The organism is Ruegeria sp. BF6 (assembly GCF_056538665.1).
In genome coordinates, this window is sequence record NZ_JBQFTN010000005.1 from 145,703 (window position 1) to 169,426 (window position 23,724).

A 23,724-nucleotide genomic window follows, 5' to 3' on the forward strand; every position below is an offset into this window, starting at 1 on the left:
ATATCTCAGGCCGCCTTGTTCTGTTCGGTTACGTCGCCAGCGCGATAGAGCCGGCCAAATTCAGTGTTGAGGAAATCGGACAGGTTCACCTGTTCCTGCCGGACGAAGCCTGTGCTGGGCAGCGACCCCGCCCGCATCAGATCGACCACGCCCAGAACACCTGCGGCGGTGGTGACCTGAATGGCGCTCCAGACCTGTCCGTTGATCGTGCGGGCAAAGCTCTTGTTGATCAGGGATTTCTCGCGAAGAGAGCCGTCGATCAGGCCCTTGGCGGTGCAATAGACCAGAACCACATCCTGATCAGTGCGTGGCAGCGCCGTTTCAAAAATGTCCTTCAGCAGATCCCGGCGGCGTTCCAGCCCCAGATCCTTGAGCAGCAGTTTCAGGATATCGCAATGGCCCGGGTACCGGATCGAGCGATAAGAGACAGCCCGCGCCTTGCCATCAAGCGTTTCCGGCAAGGTGCCCAGCCCACCCGAGGTGTTGAAGCATTCGTATTCCACCCCGTCGTGGCCCAGCATCTCATAGTCTTCCAGCGGCGCGGTTTTCACACGCTCACCATTCACGACGGCATCGCAGGGGTTGCAATATTCGTTGATCAGCCCGTCGGTGGACCATGTCAGATTGTATTTCAACGCATTGGTCGGATAGAGCGGCAAGGCCCCGACCCGCATGTGCAGGCTGTCCAGTTCGTCGAATTCCGACGCCAGTGCCGCCCCGGCGACGCCGACAAATCCCGGAGCCAGCCCACATTGCGGCATGAAGGCGGTGGCGCTGTTCCCGGCTAGTTCACGCACGGCGTTGGTCGCGGCAACATCTTCGGTCAGATCAAAGTAATGCGCGCCTGCGGCCTTGGCAGCTTGGGCAATCTTTGGGGTCAGAAAAAACGGCGCCGCCGAAATCACGGCATCGAACCCGGCCAGACCCTGCGACAGTTGCGCCTCATCCGCCACATCAATCTGCCGGGTCGCAATCCCCTGCTTGTTGAGCCCCGACAAAGCGGCCAGATCCCGGTCCGCCACGGTGACCGAATAGTTGGATGATGATTGCAGCAGGCTGGCGATCATCTGCCCGATCTTGCCAGCCCCTATGACACAAATGTTCCAGCTCAAAACGCGCCTCCTCTTTCGTTTATTGAAAGTATGAGGCGCGGGCTGTTCAATCCGCAGAGGGTATCTTGACGAAAATGCCGAAAGTTACGTCATTATGACGATACTTTCGTCACTTTGCCTCAAGCGATCTGCGTCATGCACGACGCAACCGCCTCGACCGGGGGCGTGGTGCTGGCGGCGTTCATCTCGACCAGCGCCTGTTTCCAGGCGGCAACCACGGCGTGCATCACGTCCGCATCCATGCGACCGACGCAGCCAACCCGGAAGCTCTCCGCTTCGGTCAGCGCCTGCAAGAAGGCCGCAACCACAAAGGTGATCGCCAGGTCGTCGGCCAGAACAAGCGCCTTGCCGTTAAATGAGATCATCGAGGTCAACATCGCCGCGATCGCGAAGAAGCCAGATCCCTGCACGGACACACAATCATAGGCTTCTTTGCCGTCACCCTGAAGGTTCAGAAGCCGGGCGCGCAGTTCGACTGTAGTGGCGCGAAAATCGCCGTTCCAGTTGCATCAATCGCGCAGCATCGCCTGTTTCCCGGAATAAGAAATCGTCGGTGGCCTCAGCGTCAGCAGGTAGGGCTGTCCGAGTTCGGGGCGGGGGAAGGAAGACATGTCAGACGACCTTGCTCATGGAAGTGACATGGCGAACAGCTATTCGCATGTTCCTGTTTTCACCAGACACTATAGCTTCTCACTGTGAAGACAGGGTTGTCAGAATCTGACATCAAAGCTCAGAAAAACGGTGATGTTTCGTCTTTGTTAATTCGTGCAGTCAAATCAGGAACATCCGTGATTTTTGTACCCAAATAAGCTACGGTACAGCCAATTGGGCCATTTTGTTCGCAAAATTTACTGCGACCGCGTGGCCCGGCCAACGCAGAAAGCCCCGTCGGGCCGGTCATGAGATTCCGTATGACCACAGCAGCCTGACGTAGGCACAAGACACAGCGTTGGTTCCTTTATGCGTTTCACGGCTAAGTTCAGGGGGGAACAGACGTGCCTAAGGATCCGATTGAAAACACTATTTCCTTCACTCCAACCGAACCCGAATGGGCACTGATACAGGAAATTCTGCCCGCGGATGAACCAACCGCCATCCGACCACATTTCGAGTGTTTCGAAGTGGCTGAGGAAACGGTTCTGCCCTCGCAGGGCATGTATGTGGTGCTTGGCGGCGAAGTACATCTGCGCCAGGACGGGGCAATATTGGCCACCGCCGATACCGGTGATTATTTCTACGAAGAGCATCTTGAGATTTTCGACATTCCCGTCAGCCTCGAGGCACTGGCCACACCCGGCACCAAGTTGGCCTACCTGTCCAGCAACCACTGGTTCGAAATACCGACCAAGGTGCGTGAGGCCTGTTACGCCACACTGTTCGGCGATCTGGTCAGCGTGCATCTGCAGAATTTCCAACAACCGATCAACTGCTGCAGCGTCACGGCGGCAGCGCTGAGCATGTCGGCGCTGGGGTTCAGCTGCGAAGTCAACGACATCTTCCGCGAGTGCGCCCTGCCGACCTCATTCGTGGTGAATGACGGTATTTCGCTGGGCGAGCTATATGACGTCGCCTGTACCTTCATCCACTCGCAGGGCCTGCGCGATAGGGTACAGGTTCAGGCCTATTTCATGGATGAGGCCACCACCTCGGTCGAGCTTTTGTTGGAAGCGATTGATGAATCCAACCGGCTGGGCGGTGATAACGACATCCTAGTGGCGAATTTCCAGGTCGGCGTTGCCCATGGCAAGCCAAATATGCCGGGCGGGCATTTTGCCATCATCGCCAAGTGCAACCCCAGCACCGGATTGGTGCACATGATGGACGTTCACCCCGAAAAGTACGGCAAGCTTTGGGTCACCACCGTGGATCGCATCTGGGCCGGGATGTCGGACCGTGACGGAACCTCTATGCGGTCGCGGGGCATCCTGCGGTTCTCAGCCCGCGAGGCGGTAAAAACCAACCTTCAGACGCTGCAGCAGGACTGCAACTATGTCGACAGCACGCAGTATCTGGCAAAGGACCCCAAGAAGCGGCGAAATCTGTTCCGGCGCGCCAGCCCGAACATGAACTCGCTGGGCGTGCTGGCTGAAAGCCTTGCGATTTTGGGCGATGCGCAGGTCGATGAAGACAAGCTGCTGATCGCAACGCAAACCAATTTCACGGACGCGCTAAGCCGGGTGTCCACCGCGAAAGAGATGCACGCTCTGGCACAGCGCTATCTCAGCCAGTCACCGGACGTGAATCTGGGCAGCACCTTCCACGGTTATGCCACCCGTAAGGGCGGCGAGGAAAAAGCGCCCGAGGATTGGTTCCGCGACAAGCTGCGCAGCCTGAACGAAGAACAGGACCGGCACCTGATGATCAATATCGACTTTAACCGCGTATTGGGGTTCGAGGTCATCCGCCCGCCCGAGAATGTGTATCGCGAAACCGCATTGCTTGAAGAGTTCTGGTGCCTTTGCATCGCCTATGACGAAGAAAAAGACCTGGTGACCGTGGTGGACATGAGCCCCGCAACCTCGCAGGTCTGGCAGGCGCCGCGCGGACACATCTTCCGCGGCCTGCGCGACCTGAAAAATCCGGCGATGCTGGTGATCGAGGAACATGAGCCGCCCGAAGACCCCACCGACGTTGCCCGTGTCGTGGCGAACAACCCGATCGTTCTGTTCTTTGCGGATGAAGACCCCTGGTCCTATATGCTGCGCAGTATTCTGGCCAATATCGGCATCACCAGCGTCAAGCTGATCGATGTCGAAGGCCACGGGGCCAACGTGATGAAAATGCGGCGGCAGCTAAACGTGCTGACGGGCAAGGAAAAGGCGCCGTATCTGTTCTTTCAGGGCGAATGTCTGGGTCGGCGCTCGGATATTGTCGACATGATCCTGAAAGGTCACTTGCAGGAACGGGTGCACGAAGCCGGGCTGCCGGTTCTGCTGCGCCATGAATCCCCCAGTCTGGACAAGAACATCTTTGGCTACCCCAAGGGCGGCTTGACCGATGCACCGACAGAAAAGCGCAACGTGCTGCTATGCGCCTGCGGATCGTCGGCAGCCGACAAGGTGCCGGAACTGGTGGAACGGATCACAGCAGCCGGGCACAACGTGAAACTGATCCCGTCGGTTTCGGCCGAGAAGTTCTTTCGCGATTTCGGCACCGAACGGATCGAGAAATGCATCACCCACAACGACTATTACCGCGATGATGACGAATGGAACTTCCGCTATATCGAGTTCGGCATGCCCCTGCGCGCCTCACATCTGGCGCTGTGCGACTGGGCCGATTGCGTGGTCGTGGCACCGGTGACCTGCAACACGATGGGCAAGATCGCCAACGGGATTGCCGATAACCTGCTGACCTCGGTTTTTGTGGCATGGCAGTACCGGAACAAGCCGGCGATCCTCTGCCCTGCCTGCAACACGAACATGTGGAACAACGTCACCACGCAGAGAAACGTGGAAAAGCTGCGCGATCTGGGCATTGATCTGGTCGGCCCGCGCAAGGGTCGCCTGTCCAACGGCATGATGGGGATCGGCATGATGGCCACCCCGGACCAGATCATGGAGGTGCTGGACGAAGCCTTCGAAGAACTGGCCGATCAGGAACACAATATCTGCAAATGGGCACAGGAGGCCGCCGCCTCGGATGATATCGCGCAATGGGGCCGGGTGTTCCAGGCCATCGACACCGGCATGGCCGGAATCGACATCGTCGATGACAGCAATGGCGACACGCTGCTGCATTACGCGGCGGGCGGTGAAGGCGAGCTGAACGATGAAGGCATTGATCTGGGCAAACCAGACCTTGAGGCCGCGCAGTCGCTGATCGACCGAGGCATCAACGTCAACGCCACCAACGATCACGGATTTACCAGCCTGCATGTGGCGGTGATGAACAACTCGGTCGAAATGGTGGAAGTCCTGCTGGGGGCCGACGGCATCGATGCCAGTTCCTGTATTCAGTTCCTGCAAAACCCGAACAACACCAAGGACATCAAACTGGCGGGAGAAATCGTCGAGATGCTGGACAATTGGGCCAACACCCACACCCTGACCGAGTTGGAGGAAGAAAACGAAAGCGATCTGATCGAGGATCGGGAAAAGACGTATCTCTACTTCACTTACGGCTCGCTCAAGAAGGGGTTCCCGAACCACGATGCCCATACCGAGGTGCTGGATGATTTCGTGGGCGAGGCGGTGACCCGACAGCGGATGCCCCTGATCGTCCCGCACGAGCCGCATTGCGACAATCCCAATTGCGGCTTCCTGCACCGCATGGCCACGCTGGTGGATCAAAAGGGCCTCGGCAAACCTGTTATGGGCGAGGTCTATCGCGTCTCATCTTCCGGGATGAAAGAACTGGACAAGCTGGAAGGCTATCACGGCCCCAACTCGCCCGAGAATGTCTATGTGCGCAAGCGGATCAATGTGCTGATCAACGGTGTGAAAAAGCCCGCCTATACCTATGTGATCGCACAGCCCACCAAGTATCTGGATCAATGGGAACAGGGCACATCCGGAATTGTCGCGGAATACACCTTGGATATGGCAACGGGAACGCCCAAGCCGGGATATAAGCCACCCACCTAATTTTGCAATTCGATCACGGCCTCATCCTCCGGGTCGGACTTGAGGCTGAGGTTGTAGGCCGTGATCGCCACCATGCACAGCAGGACAAAGGGCCAGAACGCGGCCTTTGGGATCAGGTTGTCCTTGTAATGGATGACCCGCAGCGAGGGCACCGCCTCGGACGCGAAAAGGTAGGTGTTGATCGAGACCGCCAGCAGCAGGAAATACATCAGGAAAAAGAACGATTCCATGTAGATCACCGGCGACCCGGCAAAGCCCTCACGCAGTTGTACATGGGCCAGCAGGATCACGAAGAACAGGACCGAACAGGTGCCAATCACGCTGGAGGTGCTGAAATCGTGCCGTTCCACCAGATCGGGGCGGCGGGTGACGGTCATCACCGCGCCGAACAGCAGCATCGTCACCACGATCAGGGGGATCATGTGGACGATGAAGGCATTGCCGAAATTGCGCTTGATAACGAAGTTATAGTGCAGTTCCGGCAGGTTGGTCTGAAACTCGTTATCGCCAATGCCCAACGTGGTATCCAGATCGGACAGGCGATAGTCGAAATAGGTGTTCTCCCGCTCCCACGTGCCCATGACGATGCGGTTGTCGATGCCAAAGATATCATCTGGTCCAGTGGCGGGATAGGCCGAAAAGTCCGGTATTAGAGCCACACCTACGTCAAACTCACCGGGCCAGAACCGGACCCAGACAGTTTTGTGGTCGAACGGGTAGCTGGTGTAGTCAAAGCTTTGCCGCAGCGTCTGTTCGAAATACCAACCAATCAGTTCCGACCCGTCCTGGTCCATGCGATAGACCTCTTCGATCAGGCCATTCGCTGCATCGGTGGCCTCGGGCAGAATGAACCCCACCTCGCCTTCGGGCGGTTTGATTGCGTCATGGGTGCCATCTTCGTAGTGCTGCCAGATATAGCCGCTGACATGCACGTCGCTGGCGCCGGTAAAGCTGAAGGATTTGATGAAGATGCCGGTTCTGACGCGATAGTCCGGCGCATTCCCCAGTTTTTGCAGGTAGTCATCAACCGAGGCCTGATCCGGCAGCTGCGTTGGATCGCCTTCGAAATGGTTTAGCGCGACCAAAAATTTGAACAGCAGCACCGCCAGACCAAACGTCAGGGCGCCGGAAATCCACCAAACCTTCTTTTCGATGCTCATCCAGACCCTCTCATGCGTGGTCAAGCCGCCCAACCAGGGACTGTGTGATGCCCATCTCCGTAAACCGTGCGCCCAGCGCCTCGAAATCTTCATGCGCGCTCATGGGAATGCCCCAGCCGCCGCACGCGGCAAGTACCCGCGCGTGTTGAATCGAAAGATCGACCATCGGCAGGGGTTCGGCAGCGGTGAACTTACCCAGAGCCTCGATGTATTCCGTGGCCCTGTCCCATTCCTGCCGCGCCAGCATGACAGCGCTGGCATCAGGGTAGAAATGCAGATGGCTATGCCCCACGCAGCCCTCAGCAATGATCTGAGCGCCCAGTTTCAGGTGCTGATCCTGTTTGTTAGGGTCTGTTTCTGCCATGGCCAGTGCTGACAGCGCCTTTGGCCCGACAAAGTTCCGACCGTGTTCCAAGGCGATTTCCACGGCGCGCGCTCCTGTTTTGCGCGCTTCCTCCAACTGCCCTGCGTAAACCTGCGTTCGGGCCAGATGCTCCAACGCCTGCGCCTCAAGCCGTTTGGCCCCGACACGGCTGGCAATTTCAGCGGACACCGAAAAGGTGTCCAGCGCCTGATCCAGTTCACCCAGAAAGGTGTGCGCCACGCCCAGGCAGGTCTGCGCCACGCATTCCGGCACAAAGGCGAAGTATTTCTGGGAAACTTCGATAGCCTCCTGCGCGTCCCGCTTTCCCTGCGCCACATCACCGGTATAACTGCGCGCCACGCTGAGGTTATGCAGGTTCGCCGCCAGATCCCGCACCAGCCCTTTCTCACGCGCCCGCTCGACCGCTTGGGTATAGAACCCGGCGGCGGTCTGCATCGTCGCGTTCATGAAATTGGCGTCGCCGAACCCGCTGAGCGCACCCACCTCCAACCGGGCCGATTCCAGCTTTCTGGCCAGTGTTAGAGCCTTTTCATTGCTTTGCAGCGCATCCTCGACGCGGCCCAGTGGGAAATAGACATTGCCGCGCACATAGTTGATCTGAGCGATGTCGCGCTCGGACCCGCACCGCTCCGCCGCCTCTTCAGCAGTATCAAGGCTTTGCAGGGCATCCGTGTACAGGCTGGCCTGCCGCGCTGCCTGCGCCAGCCCGATATGGGCACGGCTGACCTGTTCATCGGTTTCGGCCAAATCGGCAGCCTCTTTGAATTCGCGCAGAGCGTCATCCGACAAACCTTGCAACCGGTGCGTCTCTCCCCGGGCGCAAAACAGATCGAACCGCACCCCGGAAGGAGCGGGCAGTTCCAGCGCCCGTTCGATCAGCGGGCTGGCATCGTCGAACTGGAAGGCCTGAATCAGGTTCTCAGCGGCGTCCAGATAGGCCTGCGCTGCGTTGGTCGCCCCCGCCCGGTCCAGATGCTGTGCCCGCAAGGTGGCATCGCGATCCTCGAACCATTTCGCAGCCTGACGATGCAGCCGCGCGCGTTCCGATTTGACCAGAGTCGCATATGACCCGTCCCGGATCAGCGCATGAGCAAACATCAGATCGGTCCCCGCCTCGCGGATCAGGGCCGAGCGGATCAGGGTCGAGGTGTCCAGATGCCCTTCGCCCAAGATAAAGTTCAGCACCTCGGGCGAGAACCGCTGCCCCAATACCGAGGCCGCCTGAATCGCTGCCCGGCTGGACCGGTCCAGCGCATCCAGCCGTGACTGCACGATGCCCTGAATGCTGCCGGGAACGGATTCGCGTTTCAAAACGTCGATGTTGCGCAAGAGCTGTTCCAGAAACAGCGGATTACCTCCGGCACGCTGCACACAGGCGTCCAGAAGTTCGGGGTCGATGCCGGTGAACTCCTCAACCAGTTGCCGGGCCTGATCCTCGCCCATCGGTGCCAGTTCCAGTTTCGAGATCAGTGCGCCGTCCGTGCTCATCTGCCATTCGCGGTTGATCGGGTCACCCTCAACGCGGCTGGTCATCAGCAACACACAGGGCAAGTCGCGCGTGGTGGCGGCGATATGGGCGCAGGCGGTCAGAATATCGGGCCCGGCCCAGTGGATATCCTCGATCTGGATCAGCATGGGTGCTTCCCGGCTGCGCGCGGCAATCAACTCGTCGATCACCTGCCGCCGCCCGCGCAATCGGGTGGCGTTATCCATCACCGCATAGACCTCGGCCAGTCCGGGGTCTTGCTCCAGCTCCAACAGCGCGCTCAGATGGGTGGCGTTTGAGGGCGAAACCCAGCCCTTGACCACCGCATCCTGCGCCATCGCCGCGCAGGTGGCGGCGTCATCCCCAGCCTCAAGCCCCAGAATGCTGCGGGCAACGGATTGAATGGCCGAGTGCCCCTCGCGCGTGCCGAAATCCATCACGACACCGTTGTGGATCGAGTAGTTGAGGCCAGCGGCCATCTCGGCAACCTGTTCGGACAGGTGCGTCTTGCCGATCCCCGGCTCGCCCAGAACGATATGAACCTCGCCCTTGCCGTGTTGCTGGCAGCGGTCGAATGTGGCCGAGAACAGTGACATCTCGCGCTCGCGCCCGACAAAGCGGTGACGGCGCGAGCGGATGTTGCGCGCCAGCCGGTCCAACCGCCACAGCTCAACCGGCTCATTCAGACCCTTGATCTCCTTCTCACCCATAGACTCACCGACAAAAAGCGGCCCTAACGCGCGCTGAATGTCATGCGACACGAAGGTTTCGCCCGGCACGGCCATGTCGGTGATGCGCGAGGCCAGGTTCACGCCATCGCCGGTCACCGTGTATTCCGTGTGCGCCTGGCTGCCGGTTGTGCTAGCGATCACCTGACCCGAGGCGATGCCGATATGGCAAGAGAGAGGCGGGTTCAGGCTGGGCAGCACCGCGTGGATTTCCAACGCCGCCCGCGCCGCGCGTTCGGTATCATTGGTGTGCGAGATCGGCGCGCCGAAAACGGCCATGACCGCGTCGCCGATATGCTTGTCGATCCGGCCACCGAATTTCTCGACCACATGATCGACCTTGGCGAAAAAAGCGTTCAACAGCGCGTGCATGTCCTCGGCGTCCAACTCGCTGGTCAGGCGGGTAAAGCCGGTGAGGTCGGCAAACATCACCGTGACCTGCCGTTTGGCGGGCTCGGGCGGGGTGTCGGGCGCATAGGGCTGAACGGTTTCCACCGTCTCAAGCTGGGCAATCGCGCGCAGTAGCCTGCGGCGGTCTCCGACAGCGGTCACTCCGATTTCGATCAGGTCTTCGCCCGTCAGGTCGGGCAGAATTGCGAAATCAATTTTGTTATCCAAAAAGGCTTGCGCGTATTCAGAAAGTCCAAGCGCGCCCAGCCAGTCCCTCAAGTCCTGAGACATGTCGCCCCTCTGAAGCCCCCTTACTTCAGAGTCAGACCTAGCACAGCAGAGCCGCTTGAGTCTGCAATGCTTGACGAAATTAATGTTTATGTACGCCCATATGCCTGAAAATCAGACTTCAGCGCTCAGCCCTTCGGTCGACAGATCGTCCAGTCTGGGCATCAGCCGCAGCAATTCGCTGGCATAATCGGTCTGAGGGTTGGCGAACAACGCGTTGGTCTCTTGCAGCTCGACCACCTTACCCTGCTTCATCACCGCAACCCGGTCGCACATCTGGCGTACCACCGGCAGATCGTGGCTGATGAACAGCAGGGTCAGCCCCAAATGCTCTTGCAGGTCCTTCAGGATGTTCAGGATCTGCGCCTGGATGGACACATCCAATGCGCTGGTGGGTTCATCACAGATAAGGAAACGCGGCTGTGTCGCCAACGCGCGGGCGATGGATATCCGCTGACGCTGCCCGCCCGAGAATTCGTGCGGATATTTCAGCCCAGCCTCATGGCCCAGCCCCACCTGATCCAGCAGTTCATCCACACGGCGCTTGATATCGGCCCCGTCCATCAACCGGTGATGGCGGATTGGCTCGGCCACAATGTCGTCGACCCGCATCCGGGGGTTCAGAGACGAATACGGGTCCTGAAAGATCATCTGGATGTTCTTGCGATAGGCATCCAGCGCGGCTTTGTTGGTCAGGTCGCTGACCACCTGCCCCTCGAACGTGATGGTGCCGCCATCGACCGGGTAAAGCCCCGCGATCATCCGGGCGACAGTGGATTTGCCCGAACCAGACTCGCCCACGACCCCGAACACCTCACCCGCGCGAATGTCAAAGCTGACATCATCCACAGCGGTGAAATAGGTGCGATCCCACGGCATCAGGCCTTTGCGCTGCAGGAATTTCTTGGTCAGGTTGCGAATCTCGAACACCGGTTTGGAGGTGTCATTATCCACCTTCGGCCAGTGGCGGGCCATATCCTCGATGGCAAAGCGGGTCTCGCGCCCGCCATAGCTGATCTGCGGGAAGCGGTGCAGCTTCAGCGTCGGACGCGGCACAGCGGCGATCAGTGATTTGGTGTATTCGTGGCTGGGCCGACCCATGACCTGCGCGGTCGGGCCGGATTCGACCACTTTGCCCGCATACATCACCGTCACCTTGTCGGTGGTGTCAGCGATTACGCCCATATCATGGGTGATCAGGATGACGCCCACCTGACGTTCGCGCGCCAGTTCCTTGATCAGGTCCAGAATCTGCGCCTGAACCGAGACATCCAGCGCCGTTGTCGGCTCATCCGCGATGATCACGTCCGGCTCGGTACACAGCGCCAGCGCAATAACCACCCGCTGCCGCATCCCGCCAGAGAACTGGTGCGGGTACTGGTCCAGCCGCGTATCGGGATCGGGAATGCCGACACGATCGATCAGGTCGCGGGCGCGCTTGTTCGCCTCGGCGTCCGAGCCACCCAGATGGGCCTGAATGGTTTCGACCAATTGCTCGCGCACGGTAAACAGAGGGTTCAGCGAGGTCAGCGGGTCCTGAAAGATCATCGAGATCTTCTTGCCGCGCAGCCCGCGCATGGCCTCAGCGTCCAGACCGCTGATCTGATCGCCGCTCAGCCGGATGGTGCCGCTGGCAATCCGTCCGGGGCGGTCCAGCAACCCCATAATGGCGGCACCGATCGTGGATTTACCCGCGCCGGATTCGCCAACGAGGCCGTGAATCTCACCGGGCTCCACCGACAGATCCACATGGTCTACGGCGGTGAACAGCTTGCGGCGGGTCGGGAATTCGACCGTCAGGTCATTGATCGTCAGAAGGCTCATGAAGTCACCGCAGCTTGGGGTTCAGCGCATCGCGCAGCCAGTCGCCCAGCAGGTTCACAGACAGGGCCAGCGCCAAAAGGGTGCAGGCCGGGAAGAACAGGATCCACCACTCACCCGAAAACAGGAAACCCTGCCCGATGCGGATCAGCGTACCCAGCGACGGCTGGGTCGGCGGAGCGCCCACACCCAGAAAGCTCAGCGTTGCCTCGGCAATGATCGCCAGCGCCAAGGAAATCGTGGCGATCACCAGAACCGGACTGAGGACATTCGGCAGGATGTGGCGGAACATGATCGGGATCGAACCGCGGCCAATCAGCCGGGCGGCCTGAACATATTCCTTGTTTTTCTCGACCAGTGCTGCGCCCCGCACTACGCGAGCAAACTGCACCCAGTCCGACAGGGCAATCGCGACAATCAGCACGTAGATTGCCATCGCGTTGCGGTACTCGGGCGGTGTCACCCCCTTTGCGATGCCGAAAATCAACATCGCCACCAGAATGGCCGGGAAGGTCAGCTGCACATCGGCGATCCGCATGATGATGGTCTCGACCCAACCGCCATAATAGGCCGCCATCAGCCCCAGGATCACGCCGATGACCATCGCCAGCACCACCGCCGAGGCCCCAACGAACAACGATATACGCAGCCCGTAGAGAATGGTCGAGAACACATCCCGCCCCTGATCGTCGGTACCCAGCAGGAAGGTCTCCTGAGTGAAGGCGTTCGGTGTACCCGGTGGCGTGAACCCGTTCATCAGGTTCAGCGTCGCCGGATCGAACGGGTTATAGGGTGCGATCAGCGGCGCGAAGACGGCCGCGAGCACAAGAATCGCCACCACGACCGAGGCGACGATTGCCACCGGAGAATGCCGGAACGACCACGCGAAATCGCTGTCCCAGAATTTGGCGAAACGCGATTTGGGCGCGGTTGACGGAGTTTCGGTCGTATCGGTCATGTAGCCCTCGCGTCGACACGCAGGCGCGGGTCAATGGCATAGTAGAGAAGATCGACAATCAGGTTGATCGACACGAACATGACCGAAATCAGCATCAGGTAAGCGGCCATGACAGGGATATCGACGAACTGGATTGCGTTGATGAACAGCAGGCCGACTCCGGGCCACTGGAACACCGTCTCGGTGATGATTGCGAAGGCGATGATCGAGCCCAACTGCAGGCCAGTGATGGTGATCACCGGCACCAGCGTGTTCTTCAGCGCGTGACGAAAGTTGATCACCCGGTCCGATAGCCCGCGCGCTCGGGCGAAACGGACATAGTCTGCACGCATCACTTCCAACATTTCCGAACGCACCAGCCGCATGATCAGTGTCATCTGATACAGGCCCAGCGTAATCGCTGGCAGGATCAGCGCCTTGAGCCCCGAGGCTGTCAGGAACCCGGTGGACCAGCTGCCGATCATCACCGTCTCGCCCCTGCCGAAACTGGGCAGGACGCCCAGTTCAATCGAAAAGACATAGATCAGCAATATCCCGATCAGGAAGGTCGGCAGTGACACCCCCAGAAGGGACACGGTCATGATGATATTCGCGGCCACGCCTTGTCGTCGGATCGCCGTAAAGACGCCCAGCGCGATGCCCATGGTGATGGCCAGAAAGCCCGAGACAAAGGCCAGTTCCAACGTGGCTGGGGCGCGTTCGATCAGGATCGTCGAGACCGGACGCCCCTGACGGTACGAGACGCCAAAATCGCCCTGCACCGCGCCTTTCAAAAACTTGAAGTATTGAACCGGAAAGGGCTGATCGAGACCCAGCTCGGTGCGCAGCCGATCTATGTCGGCCTGCGTGCGTTCCTGCCCCAGCATGTTGTCGATCGGATCACCGACAAAACGGAACATGGAAAAGGCCACCAGACCCACGACCAGCAGCACGATCACGGATTGGAACATCCTTCGGACGATATATGCGAACATGCGTTTCCCTCGTTGATCGGTCTTCCTAGGCCGCCTCTGACCTGGTGGTCAAGGTATCGCTAACAGGAAGACGCGACGTTCCGTTAGTTCACCGTCACCCAACGCAGCAGAAAGAAATCGTCCGGTCGCTGCGTCAGATCAACATTGCTGCGCGTACCCCAGACCAGAGGCTGCACATACAGAGGCACATAGACCTGTTCGTCCTGAACGATCTGAGCTACCTCGTCCAGCATGGCCTGCCGTTTGCCTACGTCCATTTCCGACTGGATCATCGGCAGCAGCTCGTCGGCACGCGCGTTCGAAAAGCCGCCGAAGTTCCAACTGCCCAGCTTCTTTTCCTCATTGGGGGTCGCCACAAGGAATCGCACCGGATGCTCGGCGTCAAAGGTGCCGGGGCTCCAGCCCAGCAGGTACATGTCGTAGTTGTCCTCGCGCAGCTCGGGCCAGTAGTTTCGGACAGGCATGGCGTCCAGTTCCGCGGTGAGTCCGATCTGGGCCAGCATGGAGACCACGGCCTGACAGACGGCCTCGTCATTCAGATAGCGGTCATTTGGGCATTTCAGGCCGAAGGAGAAGCCATCGGCAAAACCCGCCGCGGCCAGCAGGGCCTTGGCGGCTTCGACGTCAAAGGCGGGGCGGTCGGCGTTGGCTGCGGAATAGCCGCTCATGGCCGGACTCACCAGTTGCGTGGCCGCTTCAGCATTACCCCGCATGATGGTGGCCAGAATGGCATCGACATTAACGGCCTGCGCCACCGCTTTACGCACACGCGGGTCGCGAAACGGGTTCGGTTTGCCTGCGTCGTCGGTATATTTCAGTGTTTCGGCCTGATGATCAAAACCCAGCATGATCACGCGCGCCTCGATGCCCTGAATGACGTTCACCTCGTCATTGCCCTGCAGGCGCGCCACGTCCTGAATGGGCACCGGGTTGATCATGTCCACATCGCCGGACAACAGCGCTGCAACGGCGGTGGCGGGGTTCTGGATCGGGTTGAATTCGGCGCTCGTGATGTTGTGTTCCACCTCACCCCACCAGCCGTCGAACGGTTCCAGCACCGTACGCAGGCCCGGCTCTCGCGCGGTGACTTTGAACGGGCCGGTGCCATTGGCGTTGAGCGTCGCATGGTTGCCGGTTTCCTTGTCGGGGACGGCGGCGTCATTGGCCTCGGTCCAGCCCTGATCCATGATCATCCAGTTGGCGATCGAGGACGGGAACAGAGGGTTTGCGGCAGTGGTCATGAAATCAACGGTGTAGTCGTCGACCACGATCACCTCACTGATCGGCGCAAACCAGCTGCGGGTGTCGGCTGCCTCGCCCGAGGCGCGCTGAAAGCTGAACAGCACGTCCTGTGCATCGAACGTGCTGCCATCGTGAAAAGTCACGCCCTCACGCAGTTTGAACCGCCATCCTTCACCATCGCCGATAGGCTCCCAACTGATGGCCAGGGCTGGTTCGACCTGCATGTCCTTGTCGCGGCGCACAAGCCCTTCGTAGACATTATTGAGAAACCCCAGAACCGGGGCCGAGTTGACTGCGTGCGGATCCATCGTCTGCGGATCGGTGGTCGAGGCCCACGTGAACTCGACCGCCTGCGCGCTGGTGGCGGCAAGCATGGCCAGACCGATGGCGCTGTGTCTGAGGATCATGGCGAAATCTCCCTGTGTCTGCCGCAAAGGGGCGGTGTTGAAGGATAACGCAAAAGGCAGGGCGTGAGGATCACGCCCTGCCAAGTTTCCGGTCTGAATAGCTTAGTTCAGAGTGAAGTACTTGATCTTGGGCGAGTCCTCCGGCTCGACCACTGTACCAACGTTGGACTTCATCCCCCAGTTCAGCACTTGGTGGTGGATCGGGATGTACAGCTGTTCGTCCTGAACAACCTGCCAGATTTCAGCGATCTGCTTGTCACGCTCGGGCAGGTTGGTTTCCGAGGCCAGACCTTGAATCCTGGCATCCAATTCCGGGTTGCTGTAGCGCGTGCCGTTCCACGAACCGTATTTTTCACCCTTGGTATGCGCCAGGAAGTTGAAGATGTATTCCGAGTCGTAGGTCGGAACACCCCAGCCCAGCATGTAGAAGTCGGTTTCCAAGTTGTTGATCAGCGGGAAGTGTTGCGCCTTGGGCTTGGCATCCAGATTCACGGTGATCCCAATCTGCGCCAGCATACCGACCGCGGCCTGACAGATTGCCTCATCATTGATGTAGCGGTCATTCGGGCAATCCAGCTGGATGGTGAACCCGTCTGGATAACCGGCCTCGGCCATCAGGGCCTTGGCGCCCTCGATATCGGTAGTTGAGGAGCTGTCCATGCCCTCATCCCAGCCATTGACGAAGGGCGGTGCAATCATGCCGGCCGGGGCTGACTGGCCGCGCATCACGACCTGTTTGATCGCATCGCGGTTGATCGCCTTGGACATGGCCTGACGCACACGGACATCCGACAGGGGGTTCTTGCCGTCGACATTGTCATTGGCCAGATCGGCGTCACCCATGTTCAGACCGAAAAAGATCACCCGGTTTTGCGGCGCTGTGCGCACGTCCAGACCGTCGGCGCTGGCAACACGCTCAAGGTCCTGTACGGGGACGTCCTGAATGAAATCAACCTCACCCGACAGCAGGGCCGCAACACGGGTCGCTGCGTTCTGGATCGGGGTATAGATGATCTCGGTTACGGCCAGCGGGAACTCATCCTTGCCCCAGTAGTTTTCGTTGAGGGCCAGAACGGTTTTCACGTCCGGTTCGCGGCTGACCAGCTTATAAGGACCGGTGCCGTTGGCGTTCTTTGCCGCGAATGTGTCTTCGCCACCTTCATAGTCCTGCACCTTGACGGCGTTGTTCGCCTCGGCCCAGCCCTTGTCCATCATGAACATGTTGGTCAGGTTGTTGGGCATGATCGGGTTGGGGCCATCGGTTTCAATCTCTACGGTGTATTTGTCCGGCGCGCGCACCTCTTTCACCGAGGCCAGAAGTTCCTTGTAATCGGAATCCGGCGTCATCGCCCGGTTCAGCGAGAACACGACGTCTTCGCTGTCGAACTCGGCCCCGTCATGGAAGGTCACGCCTTCGCGCAGCTTGAACACCCAGATATTCGGGTTTTCTTCGGACGGTGCCCATTCGGTGGCCAGCGACGGTACCAGCGCGCCGGAATGGTCGCGCATCACCAGCGTTTCCATAATCTGGTGCGCCAACGCCGACGTCGGGCCTTCGTTCTGCGCATGAGGGTCCAGCGTCAGCGAGTCGCCCGCCCGCGCCCAGCGTAGGGTATCAGCCGACGCGCCCACCGCCATCAACGCGGTGGCGCTGGCAGCAATCATTAGGTTTCTTAGGATCATTTTGGTCTCCCCGGTTTTTTTTGTTAGCGCCGTCATTGCGACGGCCAGCCGCTTTTTGCGACCGTGGTGCAACCGATCATCCAGATCATTTTGATCGTTGCAACAATAGATTGAACATAAACCCGGCGACCCAAGGGAAACCCGGGGCGCCCGACAAGAATCAGGCAAACGGCACCCGCGCCTCGTCCATTGTTTTTTGCCCCGTGGGCAGATTCAGGTCACATGTGACCGGATTTGATCGTGAAATCACGCGTCCTTTGCGCACCACGGCCAACCGATGAGCGCGCAGCCGGATCGCCTCGATCCGGTCGGTCGCCTGTAGCAGAACGAAATTGGCGACACAGCCCTTGGCCACACCATACCCCTCCAACCCCATAATCCGGGCCGAGTTTTCGGTGACTGCATCGAAACACCACGCCATGTCGGCACGGCTGGACAATTGTCCCACATGCAGCCCCATGAAGGCCACGTCCAGCATGTCGGCCTTGCCCAGTGAATACCACGGGTCCATGACGCAATCCGAGCCAAAGCCCACCGTGATCCCGGCATCGCGCAACTCGCGCACACGGGTCTGGCCGCGGCGTTTGGGGTAGGTGTCGTGACGCCCCTGCAGCATGATGTTGATCAAAGGGTTCGGAATCGCGTGCACCCCGGCCTCGACCATCAACGGGATCAGCTTGGAGACATAGTAGTTGTCCATTGAGTGCATAGAGGTCAGATGCGACCCTGCGACCCTGCCATTCAGACCCAAACGTTGGGTTTCATAGGCCAAAGTCTCGATGTGGCGGCTCAGCGGGTCATCGCTTTCGTCGCAATGCATATCGACCATCAGCCCCCTCTCTGCAGCGATTTCACACAGCAGACGCACGGATTCGGCCCCGTCGGCCATGGTGCGTTCGAAATGCGGGATACCGCCAACCACATCCACTCCCATATCCAGTGCGCGGATGGTGTTCTGCATCGCTGTCGGATCACGCAACACGCCGTCCTGCGGAAAAGCGACCAGTTGCAGGTCAAGGTAACCCTTCACCTGTTCGCGCACCTGCAACAGGGCCTGCACGCCCTTCAGCTCATCGTCGCAGGTGTCCACGTGGCTGCGGATCGCGCCGATCCCTTTGGCCACGGCCAATTCGCAATAGCGCAGCGCGCGGGTGACGATGTCATCGACCGACTGGATCGGCTTAAGCTCTCCCCACAGCGCAATCCCTTCCAGCAGGGTGCCCGAAACGTTCATCCGCGGCGTACCCAGCGAAAGGGTCGCATCCATATGGAAATGCGGATCAACAAAAGGTGGCGAGACCAGTTGTCTTTCCGCGTCGATCACTTCACCCGCTTCGACGGTGATCCCGGGCTCGATGGCGGCGATCCTGCCATCCGCACAGGCGATATCCACCCCGGTCTGGCCATCGGGCAGTGTGGCATTCTTAACGATCAGATCGAACATGGAGGCTCCTATCGTTGGCCTTTGAACCAAGGGGTGAGCAATGCACGCGGATAATCCGCCGACCGCGCAGCGACAACAAGCGCGATGATCGACAGGATATAGGGCGCCATCAGGAACACCTGACCGGGCACCAGCGCGCCCATTTCGGTCTGCAGACGCACTTGCAACGCGTCGAAGGCGCCAAACAACAACGCGCCCAGCAACGCTTTACCCGGACGCCAGCTGGCAAAGATCACCAAAGCGATACAGACCCAGCCGCGCCCGTTGACCATGCCGAAGAAAAAGGCGTCAAAGGCGCTCATGGTCAGGAAGGCCCCACCCAGCGCCATCAGGGACGAGCCCGCGACAATCGCCCCGATCCGCAACCCGTAGACGGACAAGCCCTGTGCGTCGACGCTGTCAGGGTTGTCTCCGACGGCCTTGATCGCCACGCCCAAAGCGGTGCGGTTCATTACATACCAGACCACTGCCACCATCAGCAGCGCCAACCATGTCAGGGCCGTTTGCTGGAATAAAACAGACCCTAAAAAAGGCAAATCGGACAACACTGGCAGGTCCAAGGGTTGAAACGGTTCGATCCGGGGCGGAGAAGACACGTTCGGCAGCGCCGTACGATAGGTGTAGTAACTGACCGACGTGGCAAACAGCGTGATCCCCAGCCCCGAGACATGCTGGGAAAGCCCCAGTGGCACGGTCAGGATCGCGTGAAGCAGCCCAAAGAACGCCCCGGCCAAAGCGGCAACCAGTACCCCGCCCCACAGGCCCGCGCCCAGCCAGACCGCCATCCAGCCACACATGGCGCCGACCACGAAGATCCCCTCGATCCCGAGGTTCAGCACGCCCGCCCGTTCGCAGATCAGCGCGCCCAGAACACCAAAGATCAGCGGTGTGGCGATGCGCAGGGAGGCGGCCCAGAAGCTCTCGGACAGCAGGATGTTGACGATATCCATCATGACGCCGCCCTCGTGGCGCTGGCCCGAACGATCCGGTAGCGGGCAAAGAATCCACCGACCAGCACGCAGAGCAGGGAAACGGACACCACCAGATCGGCCAGGAAAGAGGATACGCCCATGGCGCGGCTCATGCTGTCGGCGCCCACGAAGACGGACGCAATGAACAGCGCCGCGATCACTACGCCCACCGGCGACAGACCCGCAAGCATCGCCACCACAATGCCGGTGTAACCAAAGCCGGGCGACAGATCGGCGGTCAGATAACCTTTCAAACCCGCAACCTCGCTGACGCCGGCCAAGCCGGCCAGTCCACCCGACAGGATGGCCACGCCAAACAGCGAGCGGTTCACGTTGATCCCGGCATGGCGCGCAGCGTCGGCGTTCTCACCAACTGCCCGTAACCGGAACCCCCAAACCGAGCGTGCCAGCATGAATTGCGCCAATCCGGCCAGAATTAGAGCCACAATCAGCCCGGAATGCACCCGCATCCGATCCATCAAGGGTGGCAGCATTCCCTGATCCAGAACCGGGGCCGATTGCGGCCAGCCGAGGCTCATCGGGTCCTGCAGCGGGCCTTCCAGCATCATCTGCACAAAGATCAGGATGATGAAGTTCAGCAACAGCGTGGTCACCACCTCATCTGCGCCGAAGCGGGTTTTCAGATAGGTCGGCGCAACCATCCCCGCTGCTCCTGCCGCCGCGCCGAGCAAGACGATCAGGGGTAGCAACAGGATGCCCGAAACGTCCAACACCCCCGAGCCGATTGCAACGGCAGCCATCGCACCCAGATAGAGCTGCCCCTCAGCACCGATATTCCACAGCTTGGCGCGGAACGCCAAAGCAGCGGCAAGACCGGTGAAAATCAGCGGCGTGGCACGGGTCAGGACCTCGGAAAAGGCGAAAACAGAGCCAAACACGCCACGAAACATCTCGGCGTAAGCTGCAATCGGGTTGGCCCCGGCAGCCAGAAGGGGAATGGCAGCAAAGCCCAGAGCAATGACAGCGGACAGGATCGGAACGCCCAGCGTAAAGGCCCGCGACTGGGATTGCCTTGGTTCGATGCGGATCATGCCGGTTCTCCTGCCATCATCAGCCCGATCTGTTCGCGATCACGGCTGGGGGCCTCGTGCAATTCACCATCGCGGATCACAACGATCCGATCGGCAAGGCCCAGAATTTCGTCGAGGTCCTCGGAAATCAACACCACACCCGCGCCCCGTTCGCGCGCCTCAAGCAGGCGACGTCCAACCTCTGCTGCCGCTCCCATGTCCAGGCCGCGGGTCGGTTGGTTGGCAAGGATCAGGTTCGGCGCGCGGTCAAACACGCGCGCCAGAATGAGTTTCTGGATATTGCCGCCTGACAGAAGCCGCGCAGGGGCTTCAACGCCCGGTCCGCGTACGTCATACGCTTTGGTCAGACGATCGGCGTTTTCTGCAATGGCCTCGCGCCGCAGAAGGCCGCGCGACTGCACGTCTGCATCGTCCAGCCGTTCGATGATCATGTTCTCAGCCACGCTCATGGCACCGACGATGCCTTCGTGATGGCGATCTTCCGGAATGCGACCAACGCCCGCTCGCACCATCGCGGCAGGGCTGGGGGCGTCGATTTTGACCTCATTGACCCGTATTAGACCCTGATTTGGGCGTGTCAGGCCTGAAATCACATTGGCCAGCCCGCTCTGCCCGTTGCCCGATACCCCCGCGATCCCGAGGATTTCATGCGCGTGCACTGTCAGATCAACGCCGCTGAGCGTATCGCGCTTGGACCGGCCCGCGACCGACACGCCCGACAGGGTCAGGACCGGTGCGCCCGGCGCCATTGCAGCGCCCGCCAGTTCCGGTGTATCCGCCCCAACCATCATCCGGGCGATGGATTTTTCATCGGCCTCGGACGTCGCCATCTCACCCACTTTCCGGCCATGGCGCAGAACGGCGATGCGATCGGAAAAGGCCAGAACCTCGCGCAGCTTGTGGCTGATGAAGATGACCGACAGCCCCTCGGCTGTCATCTTACGGATATTTTTGAACAGCGTGTCGGCCTCTTGCGGGGTCAGAACGGCGGTGGGTTCGTCCAACACCAGAATCCGCGCCTGCCGATAGAGCGCCTTGAGGATTTCAACCCGCTGACGCTCCCCCACCGACAGCCGTCCAACCTGTGTATCCAACGGCGCGGTCAGACCGCTTTGGGCGATGATCTCTTCAACCCTGCGCCGCGCTGCGCGCCGGTTGCGACGCAGGGCAAACAGGGGTTCAGCCCCCAAGGTGATGTTGTCCAGTGCCGAGATATTCTCGGCCAGCGTGAAATGCTGGTGCACCATGCCCACGCCCGCAGCCAGCGCCACCTGCGGATGGCCCAGCGGCAGCGGCTGCAATGCACCGGTTTTGTCCGCCACTTCGATCGAGCCTGAATCGGGCAGATAATGCCCAAACAGCATATTCATCAGCGTGGTTTTGCCCGCGCCATTTTCGCCCAGCAATGCCAGAACCTCGCCCCGGTTCAGGGTCAGGCTGACATCATCATTGGCGATTACCGGGCCGAAATGTTTGCTCAACCCGTTGAGCTTTAAAACTGTGGTCATTGGGAAAGCGGGCCGGCGCAGGGACCGGCCCGAATACGATCAGTTGTCCGAGACCGGGCGGTCATCGTTGACGTTCACGCGGAACAGCCCGTCCAGAATCTCGGCCTGACGCGCGTTCACCGCTTCAATCACCTCAGGCGGAACCAGCTCTTCATCCAGAACCATCGAACCGCCGCCATAGCCCATAAAGCTGTACTGGCCGTAATCCGCAGCCTCGAACGAACCGTTGGCGACATTGTCGATGGCCTTGTCGATGGTCGGTTCCATGTGCCACAGGGCCGAGGCCATAATCGTGCCAGGGTAGTCGCCCGATGTGTCGATGACATTGCCCACGGCCTTCACGCCACGTTCAACTGCTGCATCCGAAACGCCAAAGCGTTCCGCGTACATGATGTCCGCCCCCGCATCCATCATCGCGATGGCACTTTCCTTGGCCTTGGGCGGGTCATACCAGCTATCGATAAAGGTCACGAGGAATGTGACATCCGGGTTCACCTCGCGCGCGCCATCCATGAACGCGTTCATCAGCCGGTTAACCTCGGGGATGGCATAGCCGCCGACCATGCCGATCACGTTCGATTCAGTGGCCGCCCCGGCCACCATGCCGGTCAGGTACGAGGGTTCGTGAATCCAGTTGTCGAAAACCGAAAAGTTGGGCGCCACCGGGCCAAAGGACGAGCCCATCAGAAAGGCCGTATCGGGATAATCCTTGGCCACTTTGCGCGCGGCGCGTTCCAGGCCGAACACCTCGCCCACGATCAGCTGTGCACCTTGTTCGGCATATTCGCGCATCACGCGTTCATAATCGGTGTTCGCTACGTTTTCCGAGAACACGTATTCGATGTCGCCCCGCTCGGCCGCGGTATTCAGGGCCTTGTGGATACGGCTGATCCATTGCTGTTCCACAGGCAGCGTGTAAATCGCCGCCACCTTGACTGTTTCTGCCGCCGCCAGTCCGGTGGAATACAACGTTGATGCCGCCGCGACCGCGGCCAGCAGCACTCTGCGCGTTAATGTTTTTTTGGTCATATCTCTCTCCTGTGTGGCGAGATGGCAGCATTTTTTTACTGTTCAGTCAATTTTTTCGTCCTCGCCCACGAGAACCCCGGACAAATCAAAACTTCTTCGAGCGTTTAATAGGCAAACGGACTTACCGATTTCCGCATGTTCGGGTGATCGAGGTTAACCTTCATCTGATACGAAATCCGATACGCAGCCCGGGCACCTGATAGGTAAAGACGCCGTGCCTTTTTTGACGCAGGAGTCCTGTGCCCGGCTACCTGCTGCCCTGCGGTTTGGGCGACGGAATTGTGTAGCGCGTTTCAACTTTTGGTTGTCGTGAGGTTGACGGTTGTTTTATGCCCGCAAGCGAATGATGCAACTGCGCAACAAATGTGCAAACACTTGGGGTTTTTAACCCAAAACTCCTTTTACATCTTAAATACGTTTCGTCGCGGGTTTATCCGGGGCGCCGTTTGATTGCTTCTTTGATGCATTAGCAGTTGCTCTATAGAGTCAGGATAAATTTA

General features: G+C 59.6%; 15 protein-coding genes. 1 reads left to right on the forward strand and 14 read right to left on the reverse strand.

What is annotated here, in order from left to right:
• Positions 1-5 precede the first annotated feature (5 nt).
• Both ACR0IM_RS14615 and ACR0IM_RS14620 read right to left on the reverse strand, forming a co-directional pair.
• Positions 6-1,112: a saccharopine dehydrogenase family protein gene (locus ACR0IM_RS14615; protein WP_480682358.1), complete on the reverse strand. Its 1,107-nt coding sequence runs from the start codon at positions 1,110-1,112 to the stop codon at positions 6-8.
• Between the two features lie 119 nt (positions 1,113-1,231).
• Positions 1,232-1,522, reverse strand: coding sequence for a hypothetical protein (locus ACR0IM_RS14620; protein ID WP_480641890.1), 291 nt, complete (start codon positions 1,520-1,522; stop codon positions 1,232-1,234).
• Positions 1,523-2,107: 585 nt separating this feature from the next.
• Between ACR0IM_RS14620 and ACR0IM_RS14625 the strand changes: the two genes are divergently transcribed.
• On the forward strand, positions 2,108-5,698 hold the full coding sequence (locus ACR0IM_RS14625) for a flavoprotein (protein WP_480682360.1): 3,591 nt from the start codon (positions 2,108-2,110) through the stop codon (positions 5,696-5,698).
• On the opposite strand, the gene ACR0IM_RS14630 is transcribed toward ACR0IM_RS14625, so the two are convergent.
• From ACR0IM_RS14630 to ACR0IM_RS14685, 12 genes are all read right to left on the reverse strand, one after another.
• A complete protein-coding gene (locus tag ACR0IM_RS14630; RefSeq protein WP_480682361.1) occupies positions 5,695-6,858 on the reverse strand; it encodes a hypothetical protein in 1,164 nt (387 codons plus the stop codon). The genes ACR0IM_RS14625 and ACR0IM_RS14630 overlap by 4 nt on opposite strands.
• Before the next feature lie 10 nt (positions 6,859-6,868).
• Entirely contained in the window at positions 6,869-10,138 is a 3,270-nt protein-coding gene (locus ACR0IM_RS14635; protein ID WP_480682362.1) for an adenylate/guanylate cyclase domain-containing protein, read from the reverse strand.
• A gap of 111 nt (positions 10,139-10,249) precedes the next feature.
• On the reverse strand, positions 10,250-11,959 hold the full coding sequence (locus ACR0IM_RS14640) for an ABC transporter ATP-binding protein (RefSeq protein ID WP_480682363.1): 1,710 nt from the start codon (positions 11,957-11,959) through the stop codon (positions 10,250-10,252).
• Positions 11,960-11,963: 4 nt separating this feature from the next.
• Positions 11,964-12,914, reverse strand: a complete 951-nt coding sequence (locus ACR0IM_RS14645) for an ABC transporter permease (RefSeq protein WP_480596559.1) — start codon at positions 12,912-12,914, stop codon at positions 11,964-11,966.
• Positions 12,911-13,888: an ABC transporter permease gene (locus ACR0IM_RS14650; protein ID WP_480596557.1), complete on the reverse strand. Its 978-nt coding sequence runs from the start codon at positions 13,886-13,888 to the stop codon at positions 12,911-12,913. The genes ACR0IM_RS14645 and ACR0IM_RS14650 overlap by 4 nt, the downstream gene beginning before the upstream one ends.
• 83 nt (positions 13,889-13,971) lie before the next feature.
• Positions 13,972-15,537 carry an ABC transporter substrate-binding protein gene (locus ACR0IM_RS14655; protein WP_480641885.1) on the reverse strand — a complete coding sequence of 522 codons (1,566 nt, stop codon included), beginning with the start codon at positions 15,535-15,537 and terminating at the stop codon, positions 13,972-13,974.
• A gap of 102 nt (positions 15,538-15,639) precedes the next feature.
• The gene (locus ACR0IM_RS14660) at positions 15,640-17,220 is read right to left on the reverse strand and encodes an ABC transporter substrate-binding protein (protein ID WP_480682364.1); all 1,581 of its coding nucleotides are present in this window, start codon (positions 17,218-17,220) and stop codon (positions 15,640-15,642) included.
• 160 nt (positions 17,221-17,380) lie between these two features.
• Positions 17,381-18,664 (reverse strand): amidohydrolase family protein, encoded by a 1,284-nt coding sequence (locus ACR0IM_RS14665; RefSeq protein WP_480682365.1) that lies wholly within the window; start codon positions 18,662-18,664, stop codon positions 17,381-17,383.
• A gap of 8 nt (positions 18,665-18,672) precedes the next feature.
• Positions 18,673-19,614 (reverse strand): ABC transporter permease, encoded by a 942-nt coding sequence (locus ACR0IM_RS14670; protein WP_480682376.1) that lies wholly within the window; start codon positions 19,612-19,614, stop codon positions 18,673-18,675.
• On the reverse strand, positions 19,614-20,687 hold the full coding sequence (locus ACR0IM_RS14675; protein ID WP_480682366.1) for an ABC transporter permease: 1,074 nt from the start codon (positions 20,685-20,687) through the stop codon (positions 19,614-19,616). The genes ACR0IM_RS14670 and ACR0IM_RS14675 overlap by 1 nt, the downstream gene beginning before the upstream one ends.
• Positions 20,684-22,195 carry an ABC transporter ATP-binding protein gene (locus ACR0IM_RS14680; protein ID WP_480682367.1) on the reverse strand — a complete coding sequence of 504 codons (1,512 nt, stop codon included), beginning with the start codon at positions 22,193-22,195 and terminating at the stop codon, positions 20,684-20,686. Before ACR0IM_RS14680 ends, ACR0IM_RS14675 begins: the two co-directional genes overlap by 4 nt.
• Before the next feature lie 39 nt (positions 22,196-22,234).
• Entirely contained in the window at positions 22,235-23,224 is a 990-nt protein-coding gene (locus ACR0IM_RS14685; RefSeq protein ID WP_480682368.1) for a BMP family protein, read from the reverse strand.
• Between the last annotated feature and the right edge of the window lie 500 nt (positions 23,225-23,724).

Bases quoted from the DNA above. Each gene is read 5' to 3' on its own strand.
- ACR0IM_RS14630 (WP_480682361.1), bottom strand. From the start codon at position 6,858: ATGAGCATCGAAAAGAAGGTTTGGTGGATTTCCGGCGCCCTGACGTTT.
- ACR0IM_RS14635 (WP_480682362.1), bottom strand. From the start codon at position 10,138: ATGTCTCAGGACTTGAGGGACTGGCTGGGCGCGCTTGGACTTTCTGAA.
- ACR0IM_RS14640 (WP_480682363.1), bottom strand. From the start codon at position 11,959: ATGAGCCTTCTGACGATCAATGACCTGACGGTCGAATTCCCGACCCGC.
- ACR0IM_RS14645 (WP_480596559.1), bottom strand. From the start codon at position 12,914: ATGACCGATACGACCGAAACTCCGTCAACCGCGCCCAAATCGCGTTTC.
- ACR0IM_RS14650 (WP_480596557.1), bottom strand. From the start codon at position 13,888: ATGTTCGCATATATCGTCCGAAGGATGTTCCAATCCGTGATCGTGCTG.
- ACR0IM_RS14655 (WP_480641885.1), bottom strand. From the start codon at position 15,537: ATGATCCTCAGACACAGCGCCATCGGTCTGGCCATGCTTGCCGCCACC.
- ACR0IM_RS14660 (WP_480682364.1), bottom strand. From the start codon at position 17,220: ATGATCCTAAGAAACCTAATGATTGCTGCCAGCGCCACCGCGTTGATG.
- ACR0IM_RS14665 (WP_480682365.1), bottom strand. From the start codon at position 18,664: ATGTTCGATCTGATCGTTAAGAATGCCACACTGCCCGATGGCCAGACC.
- ACR0IM_RS14670 (WP_480682376.1), bottom strand. From the start codon at position 19,614: ATGGATATCGTCAACATCCTGCTGTCCGAGAGCTTCTGGGCCGCCTCC.
- ACR0IM_RS14675 (WP_480682366.1), bottom strand. From the start codon at position 20,687: ATGATCCGCATCGAACCAAGGCAATCCCAGTCGCGGGCCTTTACGCTG.
- ACR0IM_RS14680 (WP_480682367.1), bottom strand. From the start codon at position 22,195: ATGACCACAGTTTTAAAGCTCAACGGGTTGAGCAAACATTTCGGCCCG.
- ACR0IM_RS14685 (WP_480682368.1), bottom strand. From the start codon at position 23,224: ATGACCAAAAAAACATTAACGCGCAGAGTGCTGCTGGCCGCGGTCGCG.